Origin of the sequence: Pseudonocardia sp. DSM 110487 (genome assembly GCF_019468565.1) — a bacterium.
Lineage (GTDB): Bacteria > Actinomycetota > Actinomycetes > Mycobacteriales > Pseudonocardiaceae > Pseudonocardia.
This window is the reverse complement of sequence record NZ_CP080521.1, coordinates 7,817,165-7,839,558: the sequence shown is the minus strand read 5'-3', so window position 1 is coordinate 7,839,558 and position 22,394 is coordinate 7,817,165. Positions and strand designations below refer to the sequence as shown.

The window sequence follows — 22,394 nt, the reverse complement described above, 5'->3', positions numbered from 1 at the left end:
AGGTCTCCTCGTTCAGCCACGGTCGGCCACCGCCAGCCGGGGTGCCGCCGTGACCTCGGGCAGGACGTGCCGGTTCAGCCGGCGTTCGAGCCGGGACTGCACGAGTCCCCACAGGGTCGTCATCAGCAGGTAGTAGAGGGCGGCGACGGTGAAGGTCTCGAGGACCTTGAACGTGAACTGGCCCATCAGCTCGGTGCGCCGCAGCAGTTCCTCCATCGAGATCACCGACGCCAGCGAGGTTGCCTTGATCAGCGCGTTGAAGTTGTTCCCGAGCGGGAGCAGCACCAGGCGCAGGGTCTGCGGCGCGATGATCCGGCGCATCATCGTCGCGTCGGTCATACCGAGCGCCCGCGCGGCCTCGAACTGGCCGCGGGGCATCGCCCGGATCCCGCCGCGGAGGATCTCGGCCTGGTAGGCCGCCTCGTTGAGGGTGAGCCCGACGATCGCGGAGGTCACGACGTCCAGCCGGATCCCCAGCTGGGGCAGTCCCGTGTAGATCAGGATGAGTTGGACGAGCACCGGCGTTCCGCGGAACACCCAGATGTAGCACTGGGCGAGCAGGGAGATCGGACGCAACGGCGACTCGCGCATCGCCGCGACCAGCACCGCGCCGACGAAGCCAAGCGCCATGCACAGAACGGACAGCCACACCGTCGTCCAGGCCCCTTCGAGGAGGCGAGGGCTCAATACGGCGTCGAGGGCGGCGCTCCAGTCGAAGGCCATCGGCCGACCCCGGTCAGCCGGTGTAGAGGACGCGGAAGTCCTCGACCGGCTCGAGCGCGTACTTCTCCGTCAGCGCGCCGTAGCTTCCGTCGGCGCGCATGCCGTTCAGTGCCGTGATGATCGCGTCAGCGAGCGCGGCGTTGTCCCCGCGGATCGTCAGCGCGGTGGGGGTGAGCTGCAGCCCCTGTACCGCGGCGTCGAACCCGCCGCGCTCCGCGTAGTACTTCGCGACCGGGCTCGTGGTTGCCACCGCCTGCACCTGCCGCGACGACAGAGCCTGGAAGGCGATGTCGTACTCGTTGAACGACCGCACGTCGATGGGGGCCAGCCCCTTGGCCACGAGCTGGTCGGAGAACTGCCGGACAGTCCGTTCCTCGAAGCTGGCCGCGGAGACGGCCACCGACTTGCCGGACAGGTGCGCGACGTCCGTCACCTGGTCCGGATTGCCGGTCGGCACCGAGATGCTGATCCCCATCCGCTCGGTGGGGATCATCCGCATGACCTTCGTGCGCTCCTCGGTGACGAAGAAGCCGATGTCCGCCACGTCGATGCGCTTCGCGTCGAGGCTGGGCTGCATCGTCGTGGCCTGGGCGTTGGTCCACACCGGCTCGAGACACAGCCGTGCGGCCAGCTCCTCACCGAGTTCGATCCGCTGCCCTGACAGGTCGCCGTTCTGGTCGGTGTAGCTCAGCGGGGGCAGCGTCGCGTTGGTCCCGAGGTTGAGCTTGCCCGGCTGGGCCAGTGCGGAGTCGGGAACGGCTTGGGTGCAGTTCGACGGGGCCGCGGCTTCGGAGGCCCCCGATGGACCTCCGCACGCGGCCAGTGCGAGCAGCAGTCCGCTCACCGCGACTGCGGGGAGGCGCATTCGGTTCGTCATGGCCGCTCCTGATGTATCACGCCGTCTGATCGGTGATGCATCCGGTGAAGCTACAGAGCACGTATGACATGGCTGTTACGCCTGCTGCAGGTGTGAGGCGCGTCAACCCGTCGACCGCGGCCAGAACTTCTCAGGTCCAGGCGATCTCGCCAACTCGGTCGACGAAGCGTCCGCTGCCGGCCCTGGGCCCCTCGGTGGCGAGGCCGACGATGGCGTCCGTGCCTTCGGTGACGGTCTGGGGGCCGCTGTGGCCGTTGAGATCGGTCGCCGTGTAGCCGGGATCGGCGGCGTTGATGCGGATCTCCGGCAGCGCCTTGGCGTACTGGGTGGTCAGCATCGTGAGCGCGGCTTTCGAGGCGGTGTAGAGCGGTGCGACGACTTTCGACTCGGCCCGCGACGGGTCGTGGGTGTAGGCGAGCGACCCCATCCCGCTGCTGACGTTGACGATCACCGGATCTGTCGATCGGCGCAGCAGCGGCAGGAACGCGGTGGTCGTCCGCACCACACCGGCGAGGTTGACGGCGAAGACACCGAGGGCGTCGGCTCCGCTCAGCGTGCTGGGATCGCCGGCGGGGCCGTGGACGCCGGCGTTGTTGACCAGGACGTCGATGCGGCCCTCGTGTTCGGCGACGTCCGCGGCCGCGGCGGCGACGGACGCGTCATCGGTGACGTCGATGAGGACGAACCGCGCGCCGAGCGCGGCGGCGGCCTCCGCGCCCCGTTCGGGGTCGCGGGCCCCGACGAGCACGGTGTGACCGAGTTCGACGAGGCGGCGGGCGGTCTCGCGCCCAAGCCCCTTGTTCGCGCCGGTGATGAAGGTGATCGTCATGCGGCCAGTGTTCGTCCGCCCCCGGCACGCGGCCAGGGACGCCTGGACGGTAGGAGCAGCAGTACCACCATCGACACCCCGTCGACGACCGACGATGCGGGAAGGTGGACCTCATGACCAGGTCGTCCGAGGCCGGGCTCGGTGCGATGATCCGCACCTGGCGGGAGAGGCTGCCGCCGTCGGCGGTGGCGCTGCCGGTGGGCCGGTCCCGCCGCGTGGCCGGGCTGCGCCGCGAGGAGCTCGCCGACCTCGCAGGCGTGTCGGTCGACTACGTCGTGCGTCTGGAGCAGGGGCGGGCCAGGACGCCCTCGGCTCAGGTGGTGGCGTCGCTGGCGCGTGCCCTGCAGCTGACCACCGCGGAGCGGGACCACCTGTACCGGCTGGCCCACCTCGTCCCACCGGCGGACGGCCTGATCTCCGATCACATCCCGCCCGGCGTCCACCGCGTGCTCACCCGGCTCGGGGACGTCGCCGTCGCCGTGTTCGCGGCCGACTGGCGGCTGGTCTGGTGGAACCGCAGCTGGGCCGGGCTGCTGGGCGATCCGTCGTCGTCGCCGGGCCAGCTGCGCAACTTCGCCCGCGACAGGTTCCCCGTGGACGGCGGTTCTGTCCACGTCGCGCGGTGGCCCGTGACCGAGCAGGACAGCGCCGCCACGGACGCCGCGGTCGTATCCGACCTGCGCCGCGCCACCGGCCGCTTCCCGCGCGACACGCGGCTCGCCGAGCTGATCCGCTCCCTGGAGGCGGGCAACGGGCGGTTCGCCGAGCTGTGGGCGGCGGGCACGGTGGCGGCCCACCGCGAGGACCGCAAGACGATCGGGCACCCGTCGGTGGGGCCGGTCGCGGTGGACTGCGACGTGCTGACCGACGGGGACTCCGAACTCAAGATCGTGATCATGACGACCGTGCCGGGCAGCGCCGACGAGACCAAGTTGCGGCTCGCCGCGATCGGTGGCCCGCCCGCTCCGCTGTGGTCCCGATCCTCGCCTACTGGCCGCCCTGGAATCTGAGGCGTGATCAGCGGATCGGGACCGGAGCTGCACCCCTGCAGCTGGTGCCCCGTACCTCCTGATCACGGACTTGCCCGCGGCCCAGCCCCGAGGGGGCGCCTCGATCATCCGGGAGAGGGCTGGGTGGAGGGTCGGGACCACAGCCGGTTGCGAAACTCCGGATCATGCACGGGAAGATCGCAAGTAACGGGTGCTCATGGCTGCCGGCACAGCCATGAGCAACCGGTACTGCGGATCATGGGCCGCGGCCACCGGCGAACGGGACCCGGGAACGCTCGAAGGCCGGCGAGTCACGCGGGGCCGACCGGGGCGGCAGAGGGGCCACACCGTCTGTGATGCGGCGGGTCAGCTCTGCTGGTTGGCGTCCAGCACCGTGAGGGCGTTGTGGATGCCCTGTTCGAGGACCTTGTCGGCGAGTTCCCGGTCGGCAAGGGCGCGGGAGAGCTGCAGCGTCCCGATCATCAGGGCGTAAATGCTGAGTACTTTCACGCGTGCTGAGGGCGGGTCGTGCGGTGCCAGGTGGGCGGCGATGTCGTCGACGACCGCCAGGACGCCGTCGGTGTAGGCCTGCTTGGTGGTGTCGGTGCAGCGGCGGATCTCGTCGAGCAGCGCGGCGGACGGGCAGCCGTCCTCGGGATTGTCGCGGTGCTCGGGCGAGAGGTAGGCACGCACGAGCTGTTCGACGCCGGCGCGGCCGGGAGCCAGCCCGTCGAGGCCCTCGTACTGTGTGCGGAGCTGGTGGGCGACCGCGGTGGCGACCAGGTCCTCCTTCGACGCGAAGTGGGCGTAGAAGGCGCCGTTGGTCAGCCCCGCGTCCGCCATGAGAGTGGCGACGCCGGAGCCGTCGATGCCGTCGCGCTTCAACCGGCGCCCGGCCGTCTCGATGATCCGCTGCCGGGTCGCCTGCTTGTGCTCCTTGCCGTACCGCACCACACGCTCCTCCAGCCGGGACGACGGGCCTCTCCCGTGAGAGTACAGTCATAATTTTTTCCTCGCCACGAGCTGGCGGGGCTCGCTCCGGGCGCTATGATATTATAGTCATAATCCTAAGGGTTCGGAAGTTGATGACGACAGCAACACGGCCGGCCCGACCGCCGGACGCACCAGCGCGCTCCGCCGCATCGTCTCCGGCCGAGTCCTCGGCAAGGGCGTGCGCAAGATCAACCGGGCGCGCACCAGGTTGGAGAGGTGAGGACCATGAAGGCTTTCGTGCTCGATCGCTACGGAAGCGGTGACAATGTGCGGTTCGGCGAGATGTCCGAGCCGGAGGTGCGGGCGAACGACGTGCTGGTCGAGGTCCGCGCCGCCGGGGTGAATCTCCTGGACTCCAAGATCAGAAATGGCGAGTTCAAGCTCTTCCTGCCTTATCGTCTGCCGGTCGTCCTGGGTCACGACGTGGCCGGGGTCGTGGTCCGGGTCGGATCTCGGGTGCGGCGGTTCAAGCCCGGAGACGAGGTCTACGCGCGGCCGGGCACGGATCAGATCGGCACTTTCGCCGAGTTCATCTCGATAAGCGAAGACGACGTGGCGCCGAAGCCGGAGAGCCTGACCATGGAAGAGGCGGCGTCCATTCCATTGGTCGGCTTGACCGCGTGGCAAGCGCTGATCGAGCGGGCGAATCTGGAAAAGGGTCAAAGGGTTCTCATTCACGCCGGCTCCGGTGGTGTGGGAACGATTGCGATCCAGCTGGCGAAGCATGTGGGCGCGACCGTGGCGACCACGACCAGCACGGCCAACGTCGAACTGGTCGAGCGCCTCGGGGCCGATGTCGTGATCGATTACAAGAAGGACGACTTCGAAAGAGTCGTGCATGACTACGATGTGGTCGTGAACAGTCTGGGCGCCGAGACGCTCAAGAAGTCGTTGCGCGTTCTGAAGCCCGGCGGAAAGCTCATCTCGATCTCCGGCCCGCCCGACCCGGCCTTCGCGAAGGAGATCGGGTCGTCCCGGATCTTTGGTCCGGCCACGCGCGTGCTGAGTTATCCGATCAGGAGGGCGGCTGCGCGTCGTCATGTGAGCTATTCATTTCTCTTCATGCGGGCAAGTGGAGACCAGCTGCGCGAGATCACTTCTCTCGTCGACTCCGGGATCATTCAACCGGTCCTGGATCGGGTGTTTCCGTTCGAGTCGACCAAAGAGGCCATGGCGTACCTCGAGAAGGGGCGCGCGAAGGGCAAGGTCGTCGTCAAGGTGAGGTCATGAGATGACGAAGGCCGACGTGCCCGAGGGTGCGGCCGACACGAGGTGGAAGCACACGCCGACCCGCACGATCAAAGCCGGTGGTGTGGAGTTCGCGTACCGCGAGCTCGGGCCTCGCGGCGGTGTTCCCCTCGGCGGCGGTGTTGCCCAGGTCGTCGCGCTCCCGCATCCCGACCTCGTCCGCCGGGCGATCCTCGCTGGCACGGGTCCCGCCGGCGGCGTCTTCCAGCACCACCAGCAGTTCGTGCCGGAGGTCCTGGAGTTCCTCGAGCGCTGACCGCGCCGCCCGCCACCCCCTCGGACCGCGATCTCGAGTTCGCGGTCCGACTCCGACCCGAGGCTCGCCGGGGGTCGCCAGCTCCTCGGGCTCTACCGCGCGAGGAATTCGATGGACTTCTCCACGAACTGCCCGTGGAACTGGAAGATGCCGCCGTGACCGGCGTCGGGGTAGATCACCAGCTCGCTGTCCGGTAGGCGGCGGGCCAGGTCGGCCGAGTTGTTCGTCGGCACCATCCTGTCGGTCTCGCCGTTGGCGACGAGCACGGGCTGGCGAATGCCGGAGAGGTCGGATGGCCGCTCCAGTCCCCAGCGGTGGATGGCCGTGAGCTGCGCGCCGTAGGACTTGAGGGAGATCGCCTTGTCCCGGTTGTTCGTGCGTTCCTTGAGACGAGCCAGGAACTCCTTGCCGGCCCGACGCCCGTTCGGGGTCCTGGTGAAGAAGAGGAACTGCTTCGGGTCCTGGAACGTGAGCAGTCCCCGGACGGTGTCGAGATGCGAGAGCCTGGTGACGTTCGTGATGCCCTCGCCGCCGGCGGGCCCCGTGCCCGCGATGATCATCTTACGGACGAGCTGCGGTTCGTCCTGAGCGATCACCTGGGCGATCATGCCGCCCATGGAGAAGCCGAGGAGGTCGACCTGCGTGAGACCCAGCGCCCGGATGAAGGTGACGGCGTCCTTGGCCATCGCCTGGATGGTGCGCGGCGTCGAGCCGGTGGACGCGCCGACGCCCCGGTTGTCGAACGCGATGACCCGGTGTTTCGCGGCGATGCCGTCGACGACTCGAGGGTCCCAGTTGTCGAGGACCGCGGCCAGGTGGGTGAGGAAGACCACCGGGACGCCGGTCTTGGGGCCGAGCTCGCGGTAGGCGAAATCTACGCCACCGGCGGAGACGGTATGGGTCGGTGCGTTCTGGAACGACGTGACCACGTCGTCTCGTGCTTGCTGTTCGTTGTTCACGGCCGTTCCTTCTGTGGGAGGGATCTGCGCTGCGTGCGTCACGCGGTCCGGCCGCGACTGGGACGCCGCTGGGGCCGTGATCACCAGAAGTGGTGGCAGAGCGACGGATCTGACGTTCTGCCACCACTTCTGACGATCATGCGAACCCTCCACCCGCCGCGGCAGCGCTCGCGCTGCTGGCGTAGCTGTACTTCAGCCAGCAGCCGCGAACGGCGCGTAGCGCTCGTCGGCCGGGCGGTCGAGCGCGGCGCGCACGTCGCGGGCGGTCTGGTCGGCGAGGACCTCGACGGCTCCGGCTTCGAGGCCGTCCAGGACCTGTCGGACGACGTCGGCGGGCGCGGTCTTCGGTGCGTCGACCCCGGTGGTCATGTCGGTGTCGACGTACCCCATGTAGACGCCGACCACCTGCACCCCGCGTGGGGTCAGATCGAGGCGCATCGAGTCGGTCGCGCTCCACAGGGCCGCCTTGGAGACGCTGTAACTGCCGCCGAGCCCGATCCAGGCCAGGGCCGACGCCACGTTGACCACCGCACCCGAACGATCGGCGAGCCGGTCGGCGAAGGCCGTGGTGACCGCGAGCGGCCCGAACAGGTTGACCTCGAGCTCCCGGCGCAGGTTGGCGGTGTCAGTGCTCAGCACCGGGGTCGGTGTGGAGATACCGGCGTTGTTGACCACGATGCTGACATCGTGGGCGGTCTCGGCTGCGTGGGCGACGGACTCGGGATCGGTGACGTCGAGCTGCAGCGGGATGACGCGGGGGTCGTGAGTGGTGATCGACTCAGGGTTGCGGGCGGCGGCGTAGACCCTCGCCACCCCCCGGGCCAGGAACTGCTCGACGAACTCGCGTCCGAGTCCGCGGTTCGCGCCGGTGACGAGAACGGTCTGGTCGGTCAACGTCGTCATGGGGACTCCTCGAGATCTGGGCACCGACCGCGCGCCGCGGCGAACGATGGATCCAATGGAAGTACGTTCGTAAGCTTACGTTCGACAGATAATAGCCTCAGGTTGCTCGACGCCGCAACCGGACATCGTCGACTCACCAGGTATCGGGTCGACGAGCCCGCGGGGGATGGCTCTGTCGTGGCAGGGAGTGGCACGCCGGAGTCGTCGCGACAGCGCGGCCGTGCTGCTGGCGTGCTCGGCTGCTAAACGCCTCGGAAGGTGCGCCGGTAGGCAAGCGGCGAGACGCCGATGGCGGCGTGCAGATGCTCTCGCAGCGACGTGCCGCCGGCGAAGCCGACATGGCCGGCGATGTCGTCGACCGCCAGGTCGGTCGACTCCAGGAGGTGTCGTGCGCGGGTGAGGCGTTGCTGGATCAGCCAGCGGCCTGGGCTCATGCCCACCTCCTCGCTGAAGCGGCGGGAGAAGGTGCGCAGGCTCATGTGGGAATGCTCGGCGAGGTCGACCAGGGTCAGCGGCTTGTGGAGGTTCTCCAACGCCCACTGGCGGGCGGCGCCCGTTCCGTTCGCCGTGGCCTCGGGCACCGGGTGCTCGATGTACTGCGCCTGTCCTCCGTCGCGCCATGGCGGGACCACGCAGATGCGCGCCACCCGGTTGGCGAGCTCGCTGCCGTGGTCCTTGCGGACGATGTGCAGGCAGACGTCGATCCCGGAGGCGGCGCCGGCCGAGGTCAACACGTCCCCGTCGTCGACGAAGAGGACGTCCGGGTCCAGTGCCACCTGCGGGTACCAGTCGCGGAAGAGGTCCGCGAGCGTCCAGTGCGTGGTGGCCGGCCGGCCGTCGAGGAGTCCCGCGGCGGCGAGGACGAAGGCGCCGGTGCAGATCGACACTAGGCGTGTGCCGGCTGCCACGTGCGCGAGCGCCGCCGCCACGGCCGTGGCCGCTTTCCGGCTGACCTCGGGGGTGTCGAAGGCTGGGATGATGACGGTGTCGGCTGTGCGCAAGGCCTCCGGGCCGTGCTCGACGGTGATCGAGAAGTCGGCGTTGGTGCGGACCGGGCGGCCGTCGGCGGTGCAGGTCAGGACCTCGTAGCGGCCGCCTGCGGCGCCGAAGACGCGGTTCGGGATGCCCAGGTCGAAGGGGTACACCCCGTCGGGGGCCAGCACGACGACGCGGTGAACGCTGCCCATGGCATGATCCCGTCGAAAGGTGGCATTCATGCCATGGTATCGAACGGTGCCGGAGGCAAGGCTGGACGCATGACGAACACCGCCACCATGCGCGCCATCAGGCAGGACGCCCACGGTTCCACCGAGGTACTCGAGGAAGTGGAGATTCCCCGGCCCGTGCCAGGCCTGAGTGAGGTACTGGTCGCCGTCCGCGCGGCCGGCATCAACCCGACCGACTGGAAGAACCGCGCTCAGGCGCTGTCCATCGACCGCCTGCCGCTCGTCCTGGGCTGGGACGTCTCCGGGGTCGTCGAGGCCGTCGGCCCCGGCGTCACGCTGTTCAAGCCGGGCGACGAGGTCTTCGGCATGCTGCCCTACCCATACGGTGTCGGCTCGCACGCCGAGTACGTGACTGCACCCGCCCGCTCCTTCGCCCACAAGCCGGCCGGCATCGACCACGTCCAGGCCGGTGCCCTGCCGCTCGCCGCCCTCACCGCCTACCAGGCACTCGTCGACACCGCCGACATCCGCCCCGGACAACGGGTCCTCATCCATGCGGCGGCCGGCGGCGTCGGTCACCTCGCCGTCCAGATCGCCAAGTCCCGCGGCGCGCACGTCGTCGGCACCGCCAGCGCCTCCAAGCACGACTTCCTGCGTTCACTCGGAGCCGATGAGGTCATCGACTACCGCACGGTCGACTTCACCGAAGCTGTCACCGACATCGACGTGGTCCTCGACCCGGTCTCGCTGGACACCGCAGCCCGCGCCCGCTCCCTCGCCGTCCTGCGCCCGGGCGGCGTCCTCGTCTCGGTCCTGCTGGTACCGATCGACCCCGACGAGCTGGCGAAGATCGCCGAGCGGGGCATCCGTTTCGAGTCTCTCCTTGTCGAGGCCGACCACGGCGGTATGCAAGCCATCGCCGGCCTCGTCGAGACCGGCGCCCTGCGCGCCCACATCGAGGCCACCTTCCCGCTCGCCGAAGCCGCCAAGGCCCATGCCCTCGGCGAAACCGGCCGCGTCACCGGCAAGATCGTGCTGACCATGGAAGGGACACGGAAGACGCAGATCGCGGCCCAAGTCCTCAAGACCGTGTCCGACGGGGGCGACACAACCGTCATCGAGCGTTTCGTACGGCCGGACTACATCCAGCACAACCCGCTTGCCCCCGACGGCCCCGAGGCCATGAAGGCCTTCGGCGCCACCATCCGACAGCAGTTCCCGGACGCCATGCTCGACGTCCGGCGGGCCATCTCCGAGGGCGACCTGGTGCTCCTGCACTCCCGTGGCGTCCTGGTCCCCGGCACCCCCGGGCTCGCCGTCTTCGACATCTTCCGCTTCCAGGACGGGAAGATCGCCGAGCACTGGGACGTCCTCCAGGAGGTGCCGACGACCACGGCCAACGGCAACGACATGTTCTCCACCCTCAGCCGGCCACAGACCGAGGCGCCGGAGCAGCGGTGGTTCACCGCGTACAACAAGAAGCTCGTCACCGCCTTCGTCGACCAGCTCCTGGTCCGCAAGGACCTGGCCGCCATCGACACCTACGTGGGCCCCGAGTACCACCAGCACAACCCGAACTTCCCCGACGGCGTGGCAGGTGTGAAGGCCGGAGCGGGCGCGTACTTCGAGCAGTTCCCGCAGCTGAGCGTGGCGCCGAAGCGGATCATCGCCGAGGGCGATCTGGTTGCCGTCCACAGCCACTACGTCGACACACCCGGCGAGCGCGGCCGGGCGGTCATCGACCTCTTCCGGGTCAGGGACGGAAAGATCGTCGAGCACTGGGACGCCGTGCAGGACGTGCCGGAGACTCCCGCCAACGACAACACGATGTTCTGACGGCCGCCTGGCCCGCCGGCTCGCTGGGGTGCCACGTGACCTTGGTGCGCGGAGCGACCGTCGCGTGGACTCGGGAAATGTTGCACGCGGCCCACGAGGCTCAACACGCCGCAAGCCTCTGGAGCTGTGTGGCGGTCAGGGCACGGGCGATCGCGATGCGCTGCCATTCGCCGCCCGAGAACCTCGCACCGCGGTGCCCGACCGGTGTTCGCAGGCCATCGGGCAGGCGCGCGAGGATGTGGTCGAGCTTCGTCCGGACCAGAACGGATCCGCCGCGACGGCCCCGGGGGTGACGAGCCGTCACGGCGGTGGCCGGCGGATCAGGCGAACTGCTTCGCCTGCGTCTTGAGTTCCTCGATCACGGTGGCGTCGTGCCCGTACACCATGGTGGCGGAGTAGCGGTGCTGGAGTTGGCGCATCCAACGGTGCGAGCGGTGCCAGTTGTGGGAATCGCGGCCGAGCCAGCCCTGGGTGAGGCCGTCCTGCTCGAACAGGTCCCGCACGTGGTAGAGGTCCGAGGTCAGCATGAAATGACCCGAGTTCTGCGTTTCGACCTGCATGGTGAGCAGGCCCGGTGTGTGCCCGGGCATGTGGCGCACTGTGATGCCGTCGAACAGCTCGGTCTCGTCGCGGTGGATCGGCTGCCAGTTGAGCTGCCAGTTCAGGTCGCTCGGCAGGTAGGCGCCGATGTCCTCCTTCGTGGCGACCGCGTAGTAGTGCTCCTTGATCTCCAGTTCGTGGGCGTAGATCGGGACGTTCGTGCCCCGGAAGTGCTCGAGCCCGCCCGCGTGATCGAGGTGGAGGTGGCCCATGACGACGGCGCGGATCTCGTCGATGCCGTAGCCGGCCGCTTCGAGTGCCTTGTCCAGGTGGTGCTCTTCCTCGTAGACGTTGAGCGGGAAGGCCTCCCAGGCCGGCGCAGGCCACTCGTCCTCGGCGTGCCGGGCGCAGCCGGTGTCGAACAGGATGGGGCCCGCCGTCGGGTGTTCGATGACCGAGGCGACCACGGCGATGTGGCGCCGGTCGTACTGCGGGTGCGGGTCGGAGACGACGGCCGCGTTGCAGCCGCGGATGAAGAATCCGTCGTCGACGTCCATGCGGCCGAGGTCGAGCAGGGACAACTTCGTTCCAGCCATGGGTTACCTCTTCGTGGATGTACGAGTGCTGCGCTATCCGGTCCAGCCGTCGAGGAAGGCCAGCAGCTCCCGATTCACGATCTCCGGCTGCTCCTCCTGGCACAGGTGCCCGCATTCGGAGATGGGGACGGCACGCAGGTCGCTCGCCATTCCGCGCCAGATCTCCGCGACGTCGTAAGCCTTCCCGATCACGTCGGAATCGGCCCCCCACAGAGTGAGCACCGGGCAGTCGATCAGTTTGTCGGAGTCCTCGGTGTCCTGTGCCACGTCCTCGGCGGCGGCTCGGTAGTCGGAGCAGGCGCCGCGAATCGCGCCCGGTTGCTGGTAGGCCTTGACATAGACCGCGATCTCCTCGGAGGAGAGGAGCTCGGGGTTGTACGACCAGCTGCGGAAGAAGTGGGTGAGGAAGGCCTCTTCGTTCCCGGCGATCAGGGTCTCGGGGAGGTCGGGCACCCCGAGGAAGGTGAAGAACCAGTATCCGGCTCGCGCCTTCGCGACATCATAGGTCTCCGCGACCACCCGAGTGGGGATGTTGTCCAGGATCGCCAGCCGGTCGAGCCGGTCCGGGTGGTCCTTCGCGAAGCGGGTGCTGACCCGCGCGCCCCGGTCGTGGCCGACGAGGGCGATGCGCCAGTGGCGGAGGTGATCCATGAGGCCGATGACGTCGCCCGCCATCGTGCGCTTGTCATAGCCGGCTGCGGGCTTGCCGGAGGCGCCGTAGCCGCGCAGGTCCGGCGCCACGACCGTGAAGCGCTCGGCGAGGGCCGGGATCTGCTTGCGCCAGGCGAACCAGGTCTCCGGGAATCCGTGCAGGAGGTACACGGGCGGGCCTTCGCCCGCGGTCACGTAGTGCAGGCGGACACCGTTCACGGTCGCGGTGTGGTGCTCGACGTCCGGATGCAGCATCGCCATCGGAGCTCCTCAATGCGGACCGCGGATGAGTCTTTCTAGACTATAATTTCTACACGGTCAACCGTGGGGTGGCTGTTCGGCGGGTCCCGCCAGGTTCGTCTCCACCCGATGGAGGCCGGCCAGCAGGTGGTCGCGCTGCTCGGAGGTCAAGTTCGCCACCGTCGAGGCCTCCAGCTCGGCCCACACCCGCTCCACGCGTTCGCGGAGGCCGTTGCTGGCCGTGGTCGGCTCCACCAGGGTCGCTCGACGATCGGTCGGGTCCGGCCGACGCCGGACGAACCCGGCGCGCTCCAGCCGTTGCACGGAGCGGGTCATCGAGGCTGAGTCGGTGTCGAACACGGTCGCGAGGTCGGCCTGGCGTAGGGCGCCCGTATCCCACAGGTGCATCATCAGCAGTTCCTGCCCCGGGTACAGGCCGATCTGTCGCAGCAGTTGCCGGGCGCGCTGTCTGTGCAACAACGCGACGCGGGCGATGGCATGGCTGATCGGCCCGCTCGCCGCAGCAGTCGGCGACGGCGTCCGACCCCGACTGGCCCCAACCGACTCCATGCATCGATGGTAGCGCTGCCTGTCCGGAACAGTGATCTCGCGTGGCGCGGGCCTGCAGTCGGAAGATCTGCGTGCCGTGCGCCACAGTTCAGCCGCGGCGGAATGATATTACGCAAGTTAGCTGTTCCGGACAGGTAACTGCTCGAACGAAGCCATGGGAGATGTGATGACCGACAAGAAGATCATCGCCGTGATCGGTGCGACCGGCGCTCAGGGCGGCGGTCTGGCGCGCGCGATCCTGGCCGATCCGGAGGGCCCGTTCTCCGTGCGCGCGATCACCCGCGGCGCGGGTTCGGAGCGGGCGCGCAGGCTGGCCGAGGCAGGCGCCGAGGTCGTGGAAGCCGACCTCGAGGACGAGGCGTCGCTGCACAAGGCCTTCGACGGTGCGTACGGCGCGTTCGTGGTGACGAACTTCTGGGAGCACGGCTCGGCGAGGATCGAGATCGCCCAAGCGGCAGCGGCGGCGGCCGCCCTCGAGGCCGCGGGTGTGCAGCACGTGATCTGGTCCACGCTCGAGGACACGCGTGACCAGCTCCCGGTCGGTTCCGACCGGTATCCGGCCCTCGACGGTTACACCGTGCCGCACTTCGACGCCAAGGCGGAGGCGAACGCGCTGTTCGAGCAGCGGGGCGTCCCCACCACGTTCCTGCAGACCAGCTTCAACTGGGAGAACTTCGCGGTGGGCCTCGGGGTGACCCGGGGCGAGGACGGCAGGCTGGTGTTTACCCTGCCGATGGGCGAGCGCAGGCTGGCCGGGATTGCGGCCGAGGACGTGGGACGGACCGCGCTGGGGATCTTCGCGCGGGGCGAGGAGTACATCGGCGCCACGGTGAGCATCGCAGGGGAGCACCTGACCGGTGAGCAGTTCGCCGACGCGTTCGCTGACGCCTTCGGTGAACCGGTCGACTACCGGCCACTGACCCACGACCAGTTCCGGGCGCTGCCCATTCCGGGCGCCGCCGAGTTCGGGAACATGTTCCAGTACTACTACGAGGCGGAGAAGGACTTCGTCGGAGCCCGCGATCTCGATTTCGTGCGCTCCCTCAACCCCCGGCTCCAGACGTTCCGTGCCTGGCTGGACATCCATGAGGAGCAGCTCCGGCCCGCCTGAGACACACCTATAGTTTCTAGCGAGCCACCCCGCCTGCCCGACGTGAAGGAGGTCCGCCGTGACGGCTGAGCCGCACGCTGTCTCGGCGGGCCTGGGCAGGGATCTCGTGCGTCTGGTCCGATCGCTCATCCTCACGGGCGAGATCAAGCCGGGCGAGAAGATCCTTCCCAGGGACATCCAGGCCAGGTTCGGTGTCTCCCACATCCCGGTGCGGGAGGCGTTGCGCGCGCTCGAGGCCGAGGGCCTGGTCGTGACCGTGCCGAGACGCGGCACGACGGCGGCGGATGTCTCGCTGGCGGAGCTGCGCGAGGTCTATGCCATGCGGCGGCTACTCGAACCGCCACTGATGGCCCGAGCGGTCACGATCCGCACCGACGAGCAGGTCGCCGCGGCCCAGGCGGCCCGCCGCCACCTCGCCGCCGAATCGGGATCGGACGTTGACGCCTGGCTCGGGAGCCACCAGGCCTTCCACCGGAAGCTGATCGAGCCCGCGGTCCACGGGATCGGACGCCGGGTCCTCGACCAGCTCGCCACGGTCGCCGAGCGCTACGTCCGGCTGAGCGTGGCATCGCTGAACGCCGACGTGCTGTCCGCACACGACCACGACACGCTGCTCGAGGCGTTCGTCGCCCAGGACGCGAGCCTTGCCGAGCGGGAGACCGTGCATCATCTGGAACTCGTCGAGTCGACGATCGTGGAGGCGTTGACCGACCTCCGATGACGGGTCAGCGCGCCGACCACCCTCCGTCGACGCACAGGACCGTGCCCGTGACGTAGGCGGAGGCCTCGGAGGCGAGGTAGACGACGGCGCCGGCGAGGTCGTCGGGCGTGCCCCAGCGTCCGATCGGCATCCGCGCGAGCATCGTCTCGTACCGGGCGGGGTCCTGGCGGTGCGCCGTGGTGAAGTCGGTGTTCATGTAGCCGGGCGCGATCGCGTTGACCCGCACGCCGAGGGGCGACCACTCGTTGTAGAGGGCGCCCCTGGCTGCGGAGCCAGGCACCCGGCACAGTGGCGAGGTGGACCTCGTCGAGCTGGGTGCCTTCCTCAAGTCGCGCCGGGACCGGGTCCGGCCTGGGGACGTCGGCCTGCCGGCCGGCCCACGGCGTCGGGTGTCCGGTTTGCGTCGGGACGAGGTGGCCCAGTTGGCCGGTGCGTCGGTCGATTACTACATCGAGCTGGAACGCGGAGCCGGGGCCCAGCCGTCGGAGCAGATGCTGGCCGCGCTGGCCCGGGCCCTGCGGTTGAGCCGCGACGAGCGCGACCACCTCTTCTCCCTCGCCGGACGCCCATTTCCCGCGGACGGCGGCCCGGCCGACCACGTCCATCCCAGCATGCTCGACCTGTTGCACCGGATGGACGGCACCCCGGCGCAGGTGGTCACCGACCTGCGCGTCCCGCTGGTGCAGAACCGGCTGGCGGTCGCCTTGCTCGGCTCGCCGCCGACCACGACCGGGTGGAGCGCGAGCTTCCTGTACCGATGGTTCACCGACCCGGCGTCGCGGACGATCTACCCCGCGGACGACCACGACAGGCATGCTCGCTCGTTCGTGGCCGACCTCCGCGCGGCCATGGCCCGCCGCGGCGGCGACGACCCCGAGGTGGCCGCGCTGATCGCTGATCTGACCGCGCGCAGCCCCGAGTTCGCGCAGCTCTGGGCACGCCACGACGTCGGGTTCCGCCGCAACGACCGCAAGCGCATCGTGCATCCCGAGCTCGGGCTGCTCGAGGTGAACTGCCTGAGCCTGTTCAGCGAGGACGGCAAGCAGCGGCTGCTGTGGTTCACCCCGGCGGTCGGCACCGACTCCGTCGCGAAGCTCGAGCTGCTGGCCGTCGTGGGCATCCAGAGGTTGCTCCCGGCCTCAGGTGATGAGCTTGTCGAGCGTGATCGGTAGGTCCCGGACCCGGATGCCGGTGGCGTTGAAGACGGCGTTGCCGACCGCGGCGGAGCTTCCCACGGTGGCGAGCTCGCCCAGTCCGCGGGCACCCGCGGAGCTGAAGGCGGTGTCGGCGTAGTCGATCCAGCTGACGTCGATCGAGGGGATGTCGGCGTTGACGGCCACGAGGTAGTCGGCGAGGTTCCCGCAGGCGAAGCGACCGGTGTCCGCCTCGAACGGGTTGGTCTCCAGCAGGGCGCCCCCGATGCCGAAGACGACGCCACCGACCAGCTGGCTGCGGGCCGTCCGGGCGCTGATCACCTGCCCGACGTCGACGACGGTGGTGAAGCGGCTGACCCGCGGCTCGCCGGTGAACCGGTTGACCCGCACCTCGCAGAAGTGGGCGCCGAAGCCGTGCGCCACGGGGCCTTCCGGGGCCCCGCCGCCACCGGGCCCGCCCGCACCGCCCTCCGTGGTGACCTCGATGTGCGGGAGGTCGGCCATGTCGATGATCTCGGCGAAGGTGGCCGACCGGCCGTTGCCCTCGACGCGGCCCTCCCGGTAGGTCAGCGATGCGGGATCGAGCCCGTGGAACGGGGAGCGCTCGGTCCGGACGGCGAGCGCGGTGATCTCCCCGATCAGCGTGCGGGCGGCATCCTGGATCATCGGGGCGAGGGTGCCGGCGGCCCGCGATCCGACGGCGGCCGTTCCCGCAGGCAGCGCCGAGTCGCCCAGCTCGGCGACGACCCGGTCCAGCGGGATGCCGAGCGCGTCGGACGCGACGATCGAGGCCATCGTGTACGTGCCGGTGCCGATGTCCGGCGTCGAGGTCGACACGACGGCGGTGCCATCGTCCCGCAGCGTCATGCGTACGGGCACGTCGGACCGGTTGGCGGGGTAGATCGCGGTGGCCGTCCCGTGCCCGACGAGCCACTCGCCGTCGATCCGGGAGCCGGGGACGGGGTTGCGGTCGGCCCAGCCGAAGCGTTCGGCACCAACGCGGTAGCACTCGGCGAGCCGCCTGCTGGTCCAGCCGCGGTCTGTGCCGGGAACGGTGGTCGCGTCGTTGCGCAGCCGGAGCTCGACCGGGTCCATCCCCAGCGCGACGGCCAGCTCGTCCATGGCCGTTTCCAGCGCGAACATCCCCGGTGCCTCGTTGGGTGCCCGCATCGCCCAGGTGGCCGGGGTGTCCATCGGCACCAGCCGCTCCTCGATCGCGAGGTTCGGGGTGCGGTACAGCACCGTCGTGGTTTCGCCTGCGGGCGCTTCGTTCCAGCCCCCGGCAACGGGCATCTCGGAGTGGCACTCGTGGCTGACGGCGTTGAGCACCCCGTCCCGGGAGGCTCCGAGCCGCACCCGCTGCTCGATGAGGGGCCGGTGCCCGGTCAGGACGATGGCCTGCTCGCGGGCCAGCGTGAGCTTGACCGGGCGACCGAGCGCACGCGCGGCCACGGCAGCGAGCGGCCCGTCACCCCAGGTCGGCACCCGGCTGCCGAAGCCGCCGCCGACGAAGGGGCTGATCACCCGGACGTTCTCCCGGCTCACCCCGACGCGTTCGGCGAGCGTGTTCGCGTAGTTCGCCGGTCCCTGGCATCCGCTGTAGACGGTCAGGTGGTCGTTCTGCCAGACCGCGGTCGTGCTGTGCGGTTCCATGGCGACGTGGCTCTGCGGCTGCTGGGTCACGGTGGTGTCCACCGTGACCGCACTCGCGCGGAGCGCGTCTTCGATCGAGGCCACGCCGGGAGCGAGCAGGGGCGCGGCCGCCGCGGGGAACTCCGCGTCCCCGCCGACCGGCTCACCCGGCATCCCGGCGGCGATGGTGGTCCGGGCCGGGACGGTGTCGTACTCGGCGGAGACGAGCGCGGCCGCCTCCCGCGCCTGCTCGATCGTCTCGGCGACGACCAGCCCGATCACCTGACCCCGGAAGCGGACGTCCCGGTCCTGCAACGGCGCGTAGGTCTCGCCCCGGGACGCCGAGTAGATCCGCAGCGGCTCGAAGGGCGTGTACACGGCGAGCACACCGGGAGCACCGCGCGCCGCGTCGACGTTCATCGAACGGACGCTGCCCCGCGCCACCGTGCTCAGCACGACGTGGGCGTACGCGAGCCGGCCGGCCCAGTGATCCTCGGAATGGTCGGCGCTGTAGCGGGCGGCGCCGGTCACCTTGAGCCGGCCGTCGACGCGGGCGACGTCGGAACCCAGGGGAGTGGTCATCGGATCTCTCCGAGCCCGGTGAGGGCGCGCACCAGCGTGCGGCGCAGCAGCGCGGGTTTGAACGCGTTGTGCGTCAGGGGACGAGCGCCGTCCGTGGCGTGCGTGACCGCGGCCTCGTACGTCTGTGCCGTCGCAGGCCGTCCGACCAGCGCCTGCTCGACGGCGGTGAGCCGCCATGGCCGACTGCCGACCCCACCCGCGGCGACCCGCGCATCGCGGATCATGCCGTCCCCGACGTCGAGCGCGATCGCGGCCGAGGTGAGGGCGAACTCGTAGGACTGGCGGTCCCGGATCTTGAGGTACGCCGAGCGGGTCGCCCACGGCAGGGGCGGCACGGTCAGCCCGGTGACCAGCTCGCCCACGCGCAGCTGGTTCTCGACGTGCGGGGTCTCGCCGGGCAGCTGGTAGAACTCGCCGATCGGAACGGTCCGCGGGCCGTCCCGACCGGTGAGGTGCACCTGGGCGTCCAGCGCCACCAGCGGGACCGCGACGTCGCTGGGGTGGGCGGCGACGCACGCGTCACTGGTGCCGAGGATGGCGTGCATCCGGTTGTGTCCGGCGAGCGCCGCGCAGCCGCTGCCGGGTGTGCGCTTGTTGCAGGGGGTCGACAGGTCCCGGAAGTAGCTGCACCGGGTCCGTTGCAGGAGATTGCCGCCCATGCTGGCCATGTTGCGCAGCTGCGGCGACGCACTCAGCTCCAGTGCCTGGCTGATCATCGGGTAGCGCGACCGGACCTCCTCGTTCCGGGCCACGTCGCTCATCCGCTCCAGCGCCCCGATGTGCAGTCCGTCCCGGTCGACGCTGATGCCGCGCAGGGGGAGCCGGTTGATGTCGACGACCCGCGACGGCGTCATCACCTCGAGCTTCATCAGGTCCACCAGCGTCGTGCCACCCGCGAGGTAGGCGCTGCCGTCGTGGGCGTCGCGCAGCGCCCCGTCCAGCGAGGCGGGCGTGGTGAAGTCGTACGCGCGCATCAGGCCATCACCTCGCGGGCGTCCCTGATCGCGTCGGTGATGAACGGGTAGGCGCTGCAGCGGCAGATGTTGCCGGACATGTGCTCCCGGATCTCCTCGTCGGAGCCGGCGTGGCCTTCCTGGACGAGTGCGACGGCCGACATGATCTGCCCCGAGGTGCAGAAGCCGCACTGGAAGCCGTCGTGGTCGATGAACGCCTGCTGCATCGGGTGCAGCTGCTCCCCGTCGGCCAACCCCTCGATCGTGGTGACCTCGGCCCCGTCGAGGGACGCGGCCAGCGTCAGGCACGACAGCACCCGCTGCCCGCCGACGTGGACGGTGCACGCGCCGCACTGCCCGCGGTCGCATCCCTTCTTGGTGCCGGTCAGCCCGAGGCGTTCGCGCAGGGTGTCCAGCAGGGTCGATCGCGGGTCCGTCTCCAGGCGCCTGCTCTCCCCGTTCACCCGCAGGCCCACGGTCACCAGGTTCTCGCCGGGGGTGGTCACCGCCGGAGCCGACGTCGTCTCGACGACGATCGGTACTGCGACTGCCGTGGCGGCACCGGCGACCACGACGCCGGCGCCTCCGATGAACTGACGACGCGACAATCTGCTCGGCTGATTCTTCCGGCTCGGTAGTCTCGGGAACCGTGGCATCGGGTCAATCTCCAGGATGTCGGCGAAAGTGATCCGAAAGGCACGGGGCGTTCGGTCGGATCGGCGGGCGTCCGCCATGGTGACGGCGAACCGGGCGCCTATACAGGGGCTACCGACCCCCGTCTCGTGTAATCGGTGTGAAGGGATTCAGCGAATCCTCAGAATGTGCTTCCCTGCTGGAGGTCCATCGCCGCTGTGCGGATCATGCCGCGCAGCCAGGTGTGCGTCGGGTCCGTTTCCAGGCGGGGATGCCAGACCATGCCGTACGGGAAGGGGTCGAGACCTTCCGGGGCCTCGACCAGTCGCACCCGTGGGTCAGCGGCGGCCTGCAGCTCCGCGAGCCTGCGGGGGATCGTGGCCACGAGGGGGGTGCCGGGTAGGGCGGCGAGCGCCGACCCGAAGTGCGGCACACGAACCGCGGCGGTCCGGCTGTGCCCGCGGGTCTGCAACCATCGTTCGATCATCGGTTGCTCCTGGTCGATGACGGTGACGGCCACGTGCCGGGCCGCGGCGTAGTCGGCCAGCGAGAAGCGGTCCCGTTCCGGGTGGTCCCGGTCCACCACGCAGACGAGGTCGTCGGTGAAGAGCTGCTCCCAGCGCAGCGGGGCGGGTGGGCGGAGCACGGACAGCGCGATGTCGGCCCGACCCCCTTCGAGAGCCGTGTAGCTGTCGTGTTCCCGCTGCTCGATCCGCACCTCCAGGTCGGGAGCGGCGAGGAACAGCTTGGGCAGCAGGTAGGGGCCCAGCGTCGAGGTGGTGTAGTCGGTGCCGATGATGCGCACGATCCCGGTTGCCGTGGTGGGGTCGAACTCCTTGCCCGCCACGAAGTTCTGCAGTCGCGGGAGGAGCAGGGCGAGCTCGTGCTGCATCCTCCGCGCGCGGGGAGTCAGTACGTAGTCACCGCCGGACCGCACCAGCAGCTCGTCGCCGAACAGCCCACGCAGCCGCTGCAAGGTGCGGCTCATCGCCGGCTGGCTCAGGTGGAAGCGCAGCGCGGCCCGGGTCACGTTGCGCTCCTCGAGCAGGACGGACAGGGCCCGCAGGTCGTGGAGCAACCCGAGATCGCTATGCGGCACCTGCATAGTATGCCGTCACCGTATGCGTCGGTCGCGCGCGGCGGCCCGCGACGCTGACGATCGCATCCTGCGTTTCCCCGGCCGCTGACGACCATGCGGGAGACGAATGGTTGGTATTCCCATCACGCGTTGGCGGATCCGTGTACGAATCGGCAGATTGGCCCGTATGTCCCACTCATTCGAGACGACGACAGCGGTCCCGCCGACGTCCGCCCAAGAATTCCTGATCCGCGCGCAGCCGTGGACCTTGCTGGCCTTCCGATGCGCGGTGGCCGTCCTGTTCGTGCTGCATCCCCTCACCTCGCTCGGGTTACTGGGCGGCGAATCATGGGGCGGTTTCCTGGTCGCGGTCTCCGTCGTGGAGATCGTTCTGATCGCGCTCGTCGCCGTCGGGTTCCACGCGCGAGCCGCCGCGTTCCTCCTGTCGGGGATGATGGCTTTCGCCTTCTTCGTCATACACCTGCCGAACGGCTGGAACTGGCTGGACAACGGAGGGGAGCCACCGGCTCTCTACAGCTGGGTGTTCCTCCTGTTGTTCGTGCTCGGGCCCGGCCCGATCAGTCTGGACCGGCGCAGGGACGATGGGGGCGGCGTCACCTGATCCGGGTCGAGCGCGTTGATCCGCTCCGGGTACGGCGCGTCGAGAACGGGCGGAGCTGCCGGCGCATCCCGTGTCGGTCGACGCAGCCCGTCGTAGGTCAGACACCCCGCCGACCGGGTGTGCCAGCCGAGAACGAGCCGCCGGGGGTGCGGCCGGGTGCCGGACACTTTCATGGGCGCGCCGTTCCCGGCCCCCGATAGCCCCCGGCCTCACCCACCAGCCCTCGGCCGCCGGCGTGCTCTCACCGGTCCACCTCGACGCTTTCACGACGGGGAGGTGGCTGGGTTGGGTGCAACTACCGAATCATGTGGTTGCTCGGGCGGCCGTCCTCGACGCGAGGGCACGCCCGTTCTCGACGAGACCGCCGCGGTTTGGGTGCTACGCGACTGGCTGTGGTGTGGAGGGTCGGGACCACAGCCGGTCGCGTGGCACCCGGCAGGACGGTCTCGTCGAAACGGGCCTGTGCCCGCGTCGGGGACGGCCGCCCACGCAACCCCAGGGGACGGTAGTGCACCCACCCAGCCACCCCCGC

At 69.7% G+C, this 22,394-nt stretch carries 23 protein-coding genes; 8 read left to right on the top strand and 15 right to left on the bottom strand.

Going from position 1 to position 22,394, the window contains the following annotated elements:
- Nucleotides 1–12 precede the first annotated feature (12 nt).
- From K1T35_RS36660 to K1T35_RS36650, 3 genes are all read right to left on the bottom strand, one after another.
- The gene (locus K1T35_RS36660; protein ID WP_220256309.1) at nucleotides 13–723 is read right to left on the bottom strand and encodes an amino acid ABC transporter permease; all 711 of its coding nucleotides are present in this window, start codon (nucleotides 721–723) and stop codon (nucleotides 13–15) included.
- A gap of 13 nt (nucleotides 724–736) precedes the next feature.
- Nucleotides 737–1,600, bottom strand: coding sequence for a transporter substrate-binding domain-containing protein (locus tag K1T35_RS36655; RefSeq protein ID WP_220256308.1), 864 nt, complete (start codon nucleotides 1,598–1,600; stop codon nucleotides 737–739).
- 130 nt (nucleotides 1,601–1,730) lie between these two features.
- On the bottom strand, nucleotides 1,731–2,429 hold the full coding sequence (locus K1T35_RS36650) for an SDR family NAD(P)-dependent oxidoreductase (protein WP_220256307.1): 699 nt from the start codon (nucleotides 2,427–2,429) through the stop codon (nucleotides 1,731–1,733).
- 113 nt (nucleotides 2,430–2,542) lie between these two features.
- Between K1T35_RS36650 and K1T35_RS36645 the strand changes: the two genes are divergently transcribed.
- Complete coding sequence (locus tag K1T35_RS36645) at nucleotides 2,543–3,439, top strand: helix-turn-helix domain-containing protein (RefSeq protein WP_220256306.1); 897 nt, start codon at nucleotides 2,543–2,545, stop codon at nucleotides 3,437–3,439.
- A 345-nt stretch (nucleotides 3,440–3,784) separates the two neighbouring features.
- On the opposite strand, the gene K1T35_RS36640 is transcribed toward K1T35_RS36645, so the two are convergent.
- On the bottom strand, nucleotides 3,785–4,369 hold the full coding sequence (locus K1T35_RS36640; RefSeq protein WP_255621122.1) for a TetR/AcrR family transcriptional regulator: 585 nt from the start codon (nucleotides 4,367–4,369) through the stop codon (nucleotides 3,785–3,787).
- A 267-nt stretch (nucleotides 4,370–4,636) separates the two neighbouring features.
- On the opposite strand from K1T35_RS36640, the gene K1T35_RS36635 reads away from it, so the two are divergent.
- Nucleotides 4,637–5,641, top strand: coding sequence for an NADP-dependent oxidoreductase (locus K1T35_RS36635; RefSeq protein ID WP_220256304.1), 1,005 nt, complete (start codon nucleotides 4,637–4,639; stop codon nucleotides 5,639–5,641).
- Between the two features lies 1 nt (nucleotide 5,642).
- A complete protein-coding gene (locus K1T35_RS36630; RefSeq protein WP_255621121.1) occupies nucleotides 5,643–5,915 on the top strand; it encodes a hypothetical protein in 273 nt (90 codons plus the stop codon).
- Nucleotides 5,916–6,007: 92 nt separating this feature from the next.
- On the opposite strand, the gene K1T35_RS36625 is transcribed toward K1T35_RS36630, so the two are convergent.
- From K1T35_RS36625 to K1T35_RS36615, 3 genes are all read right to left on the bottom strand, one after another.
- The gene (locus K1T35_RS36625) at nucleotides 6,008–6,874 is read right to left on the bottom strand and encodes an alpha/beta fold hydrolase (RefSeq protein ID WP_220256303.1); all 867 of its coding nucleotides are present in this window, start codon (nucleotides 6,872–6,874) and stop codon (nucleotides 6,008–6,010) included.
- 192 nt (nucleotides 6,875–7,066) lie between these two features.
- Entirely contained in the window at nucleotides 7,067–7,777 is a 711-nt protein-coding gene (locus K1T35_RS36620; RefSeq protein WP_220256302.1) for an SDR family oxidoreductase, read from the bottom strand.
- A 242-nt stretch (nucleotides 7,778–8,019) separates the two neighbouring features.
- Complete coding sequence (locus K1T35_RS36615) at nucleotides 8,020–8,964, bottom strand: GlxA family transcriptional regulator (RefSeq protein ID WP_220256301.1); 945 nt, start codon at nucleotides 8,962–8,964, stop codon at nucleotides 8,020–8,022.
- A gap of 69 nt (nucleotides 8,965–9,033) precedes the next feature.
- On the opposite strand from K1T35_RS36615, the gene K1T35_RS49930 reads away from it, so the two are divergent.
- Entirely contained in the window at nucleotides 9,034–10,779 is a 1,746-nt protein-coding gene (locus K1T35_RS49930) for a nuclear transport factor 2 family protein (protein ID WP_220256300.1), read from the top strand.
- A 320-nt stretch (nucleotides 10,780–11,099) separates the two neighbouring features.
- On the opposite strand, the gene K1T35_RS36605 is transcribed toward K1T35_RS49930, so the two are convergent.
- The 3 genes from K1T35_RS36605 to K1T35_RS36595 are packed head-to-tail and all read right to left on the bottom strand — an operon-like array spanning nucleotide 11,100 to nucleotide 13,376.
- Nucleotides 11,100–11,915, bottom strand: coding sequence for an N-acyl homoserine lactonase family protein (locus K1T35_RS36605; RefSeq protein ID WP_220256299.1), 816 nt, complete (start codon nucleotides 11,913–11,915; stop codon nucleotides 11,100–11,102).
- Nucleotides 11,916–11,948: 33 nt separating this feature from the next.
- Nucleotides 11,949–12,827 (bottom strand): alpha/beta fold hydrolase, encoded by an 879-nt coding sequence (locus tag K1T35_RS36600; RefSeq protein WP_220256298.1) that lies wholly within the window; start codon nucleotides 12,825–12,827, stop codon nucleotides 11,949–11,951.
- A gap of 57 nt (nucleotides 12,828–12,884) precedes the next feature.
- Nucleotides 12,885–13,376, bottom strand: a complete 492-nt coding sequence (locus tag K1T35_RS36595) for a MarR family winged helix-turn-helix transcriptional regulator (RefSeq protein WP_220256297.1) — start codon at nucleotides 13,374–13,376, stop codon at nucleotides 12,885–12,887.
- Nucleotides 13,377–13,542: 166 nt separating this feature from the next.
- Between K1T35_RS36595 and K1T35_RS36590 the strand changes: the two genes are divergently transcribed.
- The gene (locus tag K1T35_RS36590) at nucleotides 13,543–14,487 is read left to right on the top strand and encodes an NmrA/HSCARG family protein (RefSeq protein ID WP_220256296.1); all 945 of its coding nucleotides are present in this window, start codon (nucleotides 13,543–13,545) and stop codon (nucleotides 14,485–14,487) included.
- Between the two features lie 58 nt (nucleotides 14,488–14,545).
- The gene (locus tag K1T35_RS36585) at nucleotides 14,546–15,208 is read left to right on the top strand and encodes a GntR family transcriptional regulator (RefSeq protein WP_220256295.1); all 663 of its coding nucleotides are present in this window, start codon (nucleotides 14,546–14,548) and stop codon (nucleotides 15,206–15,208) included.
- Between the two features lie 4 nt (nucleotides 15,209–15,212).
- On the opposite strand, the gene K1T35_RS36580 is transcribed toward K1T35_RS36585, so the two are convergent.
- On the bottom strand, nucleotides 15,213–15,488 hold the full coding sequence (locus tag K1T35_RS36580; RefSeq protein WP_255621120.1) for an SDR family oxidoreductase: 276 nt from the start codon (nucleotides 15,486–15,488) through the stop codon (nucleotides 15,213–15,215).
- Between the two features lie 16 nt (nucleotides 15,489–15,504).
- Here K1T35_RS36580 and K1T35_RS36575 point away from each other — a divergent pair, with 16 nt between their 5' ends.
- On the top strand, nucleotides 15,505–16,380 hold the full coding sequence (locus K1T35_RS36575) for a helix-turn-helix transcriptional regulator (protein ID WP_220256293.1): 876 nt from the start codon (nucleotides 15,505–15,507) through the stop codon (nucleotides 16,378–16,380).
- Here K1T35_RS36575 and K1T35_RS36570 read toward each other — a convergent pair.
- The 4 genes from K1T35_RS36570 to K1T35_RS36555 all read right to left on the bottom strand — a co-directional run bounded on the left by K1T35_RS36570 (nucleotide 16,348) and on the right by K1T35_RS36555 (nucleotide 21,261).
- Nucleotides 16,348–18,576: a xanthine dehydrogenase family protein molybdopterin-binding subunit gene (locus K1T35_RS36570; RefSeq protein WP_220256292.1), complete on the bottom strand. Its 2,229-nt coding sequence runs from the start codon at nucleotides 18,574–18,576 to the stop codon at nucleotides 16,348–16,350. The genes K1T35_RS36575 and K1T35_RS36570 overlap by 33 nt on opposite strands.
- Nucleotides 18,573–19,550, bottom strand: a complete 978-nt coding sequence (locus tag K1T35_RS36565) for a xanthine dehydrogenase family protein subunit M (protein ID WP_220256291.1) — start codon at nucleotides 19,548–19,550, stop codon at nucleotides 18,573–18,575. The genes K1T35_RS36570 and K1T35_RS36565 overlap by 4 nt, the downstream gene beginning before the upstream one ends.
- Nucleotides 19,550–20,185, bottom strand: a complete 636-nt coding sequence (locus tag K1T35_RS36560) for a (2Fe-2S)-binding protein (protein ID WP_220263071.1) — start codon at nucleotides 20,183–20,185, stop codon at nucleotides 19,550–19,552. The genes K1T35_RS36565 and K1T35_RS36560 overlap by 1 nt, the downstream gene beginning before the upstream one ends.
- A gap of 158 nt (nucleotides 20,186–20,343) precedes the next feature.
- Nucleotides 20,344–21,261 (bottom strand): LysR family transcriptional regulator, encoded by a 918-nt coding sequence (locus K1T35_RS36555; RefSeq protein ID WP_220256290.1) that lies wholly within the window; start codon nucleotides 21,259–21,261, stop codon nucleotides 20,344–20,346.
- Between the two features lie 166 nt (nucleotides 21,262–21,427).
- Between K1T35_RS36555 and K1T35_RS36550 the strand changes: the two genes are divergently transcribed.
- Nucleotides 21,428–21,862, top strand: a complete 435-nt coding sequence (locus K1T35_RS36550; RefSeq protein WP_255621119.1) for a DoxX family protein — start codon at nucleotides 21,428–21,430, stop codon at nucleotides 21,860–21,862.
- Nucleotides 21,863–22,394: the final 532 nt, after the last annotated feature.

Excerpts from the sequence above, each read along its gene's own strand:
- K1T35_RS36595 (WP_220256297.1), bottom strand. The coding sequence starts at position 13,376 with ATGGAGTCGGTTGGGGCCAGTCGGGGTCGGACGCCGTCGCCGACTGCT.
- K1T35_RS36645 (WP_220256306.1), top strand. The coding sequence starts at position 2,543 with ATGACCAGGTCGTCCGAGGCCGGGCTCGGTGCGATGATCCGCACCTGG.
- K1T35_RS36655 (WP_220256308.1), bottom strand. The coding sequence starts at position 1,600 with ATGACGAACCGAATGCGCCTCCCCGCAGTCGCGGTGAGCGGACTGCTG.
- K1T35_RS36560 (WP_220263071.1), bottom strand. The coding sequence starts at position 20,185 with ATGCCACGGTTCCCGAGACTACCGAGCCGGAAGAATCAGCCGAGCAGA.
- K1T35_RS36650 (WP_220256307.1), bottom strand. The coding sequence starts at position 2,429 with ATGACGATCACCTTCATCACCGGCGCGAACAAGGGGCTTGGGCGCGAG.
- K1T35_RS49930 (WP_220256300.1), top strand. The coding sequence starts at position 9,034 with ATGACGAACACCGCCACCATGCGCGCCATCAGGCAGGACGCCCACGGT.
- K1T35_RS36570 (WP_220256292.1), bottom strand. The coding sequence starts at position 18,576 with ATGACCACTCCCCTGGGTTCCGACGTCGCCCGCGTCGACGGCCGGCTC.
- K1T35_RS36565 (WP_220256291.1), bottom strand. The coding sequence starts at position 19,550 with ATGCGCGCGTACGACTTCACCACGCCCGCCTCGCTGGACGGGGCGCTG.
- K1T35_RS36615 (WP_220256301.1), bottom strand. The coding sequence starts at position 8,964 with ATGGGCAGCGTTCACCGCGTCGTCGTGCTGGCCCCCGACGGGGTGTAC.
- K1T35_RS36635 (WP_220256304.1), top strand. The coding sequence starts at position 4,637 with ATGAAGGCTTTCGTGCTCGATCGCTACGGAAGCGGTGACAATGTGCGG.
- K1T35_RS36630 (WP_255621121.1), top strand. The coding sequence starts at position 5,643 with ATGACGAAGGCCGACGTGCCCGAGGGTGCGGCCGACACGAGGTGGAAG.
- K1T35_RS36660 (WP_220256309.1), bottom strand. The coding sequence starts at position 723 with ATGGCCTTCGACTGGAGCGCCGCCCTCGACGCCGTATTGAGCCCTCGC.
- K1T35_RS36600 (WP_220256298.1), bottom strand. The coding sequence starts at position 12,827 with ATGGCGATGCTGCATCCGGACGTCGAGCACCACACCGCGACCGTGAAC.
- K1T35_RS36605 (WP_220256299.1), bottom strand. The coding sequence starts at position 11,915 with ATGGCTGGAACGAAGTTGTCCCTGCTCGACCTCGGCCGCATGGACGTC.
- K1T35_RS36550 (WP_255621119.1), top strand. The coding sequence starts at position 21,428 with ATGTCCCACTCATTCGAGACGACGACAGCGGTCCCGCCGACGTCCGCC.
- K1T35_RS36590 (WP_220256296.1), top strand. The coding sequence starts at position 13,543 with ATGACCGACAAGAAGATCATCGCCGTGATCGGTGCGACCGGCGCTCAG.
- K1T35_RS36620 (WP_220256302.1), bottom strand. The coding sequence starts at position 7,777 with ATGACGACGTTGACCGACCAGACCGTTCTCGTCACCGGCGCGAACCGC.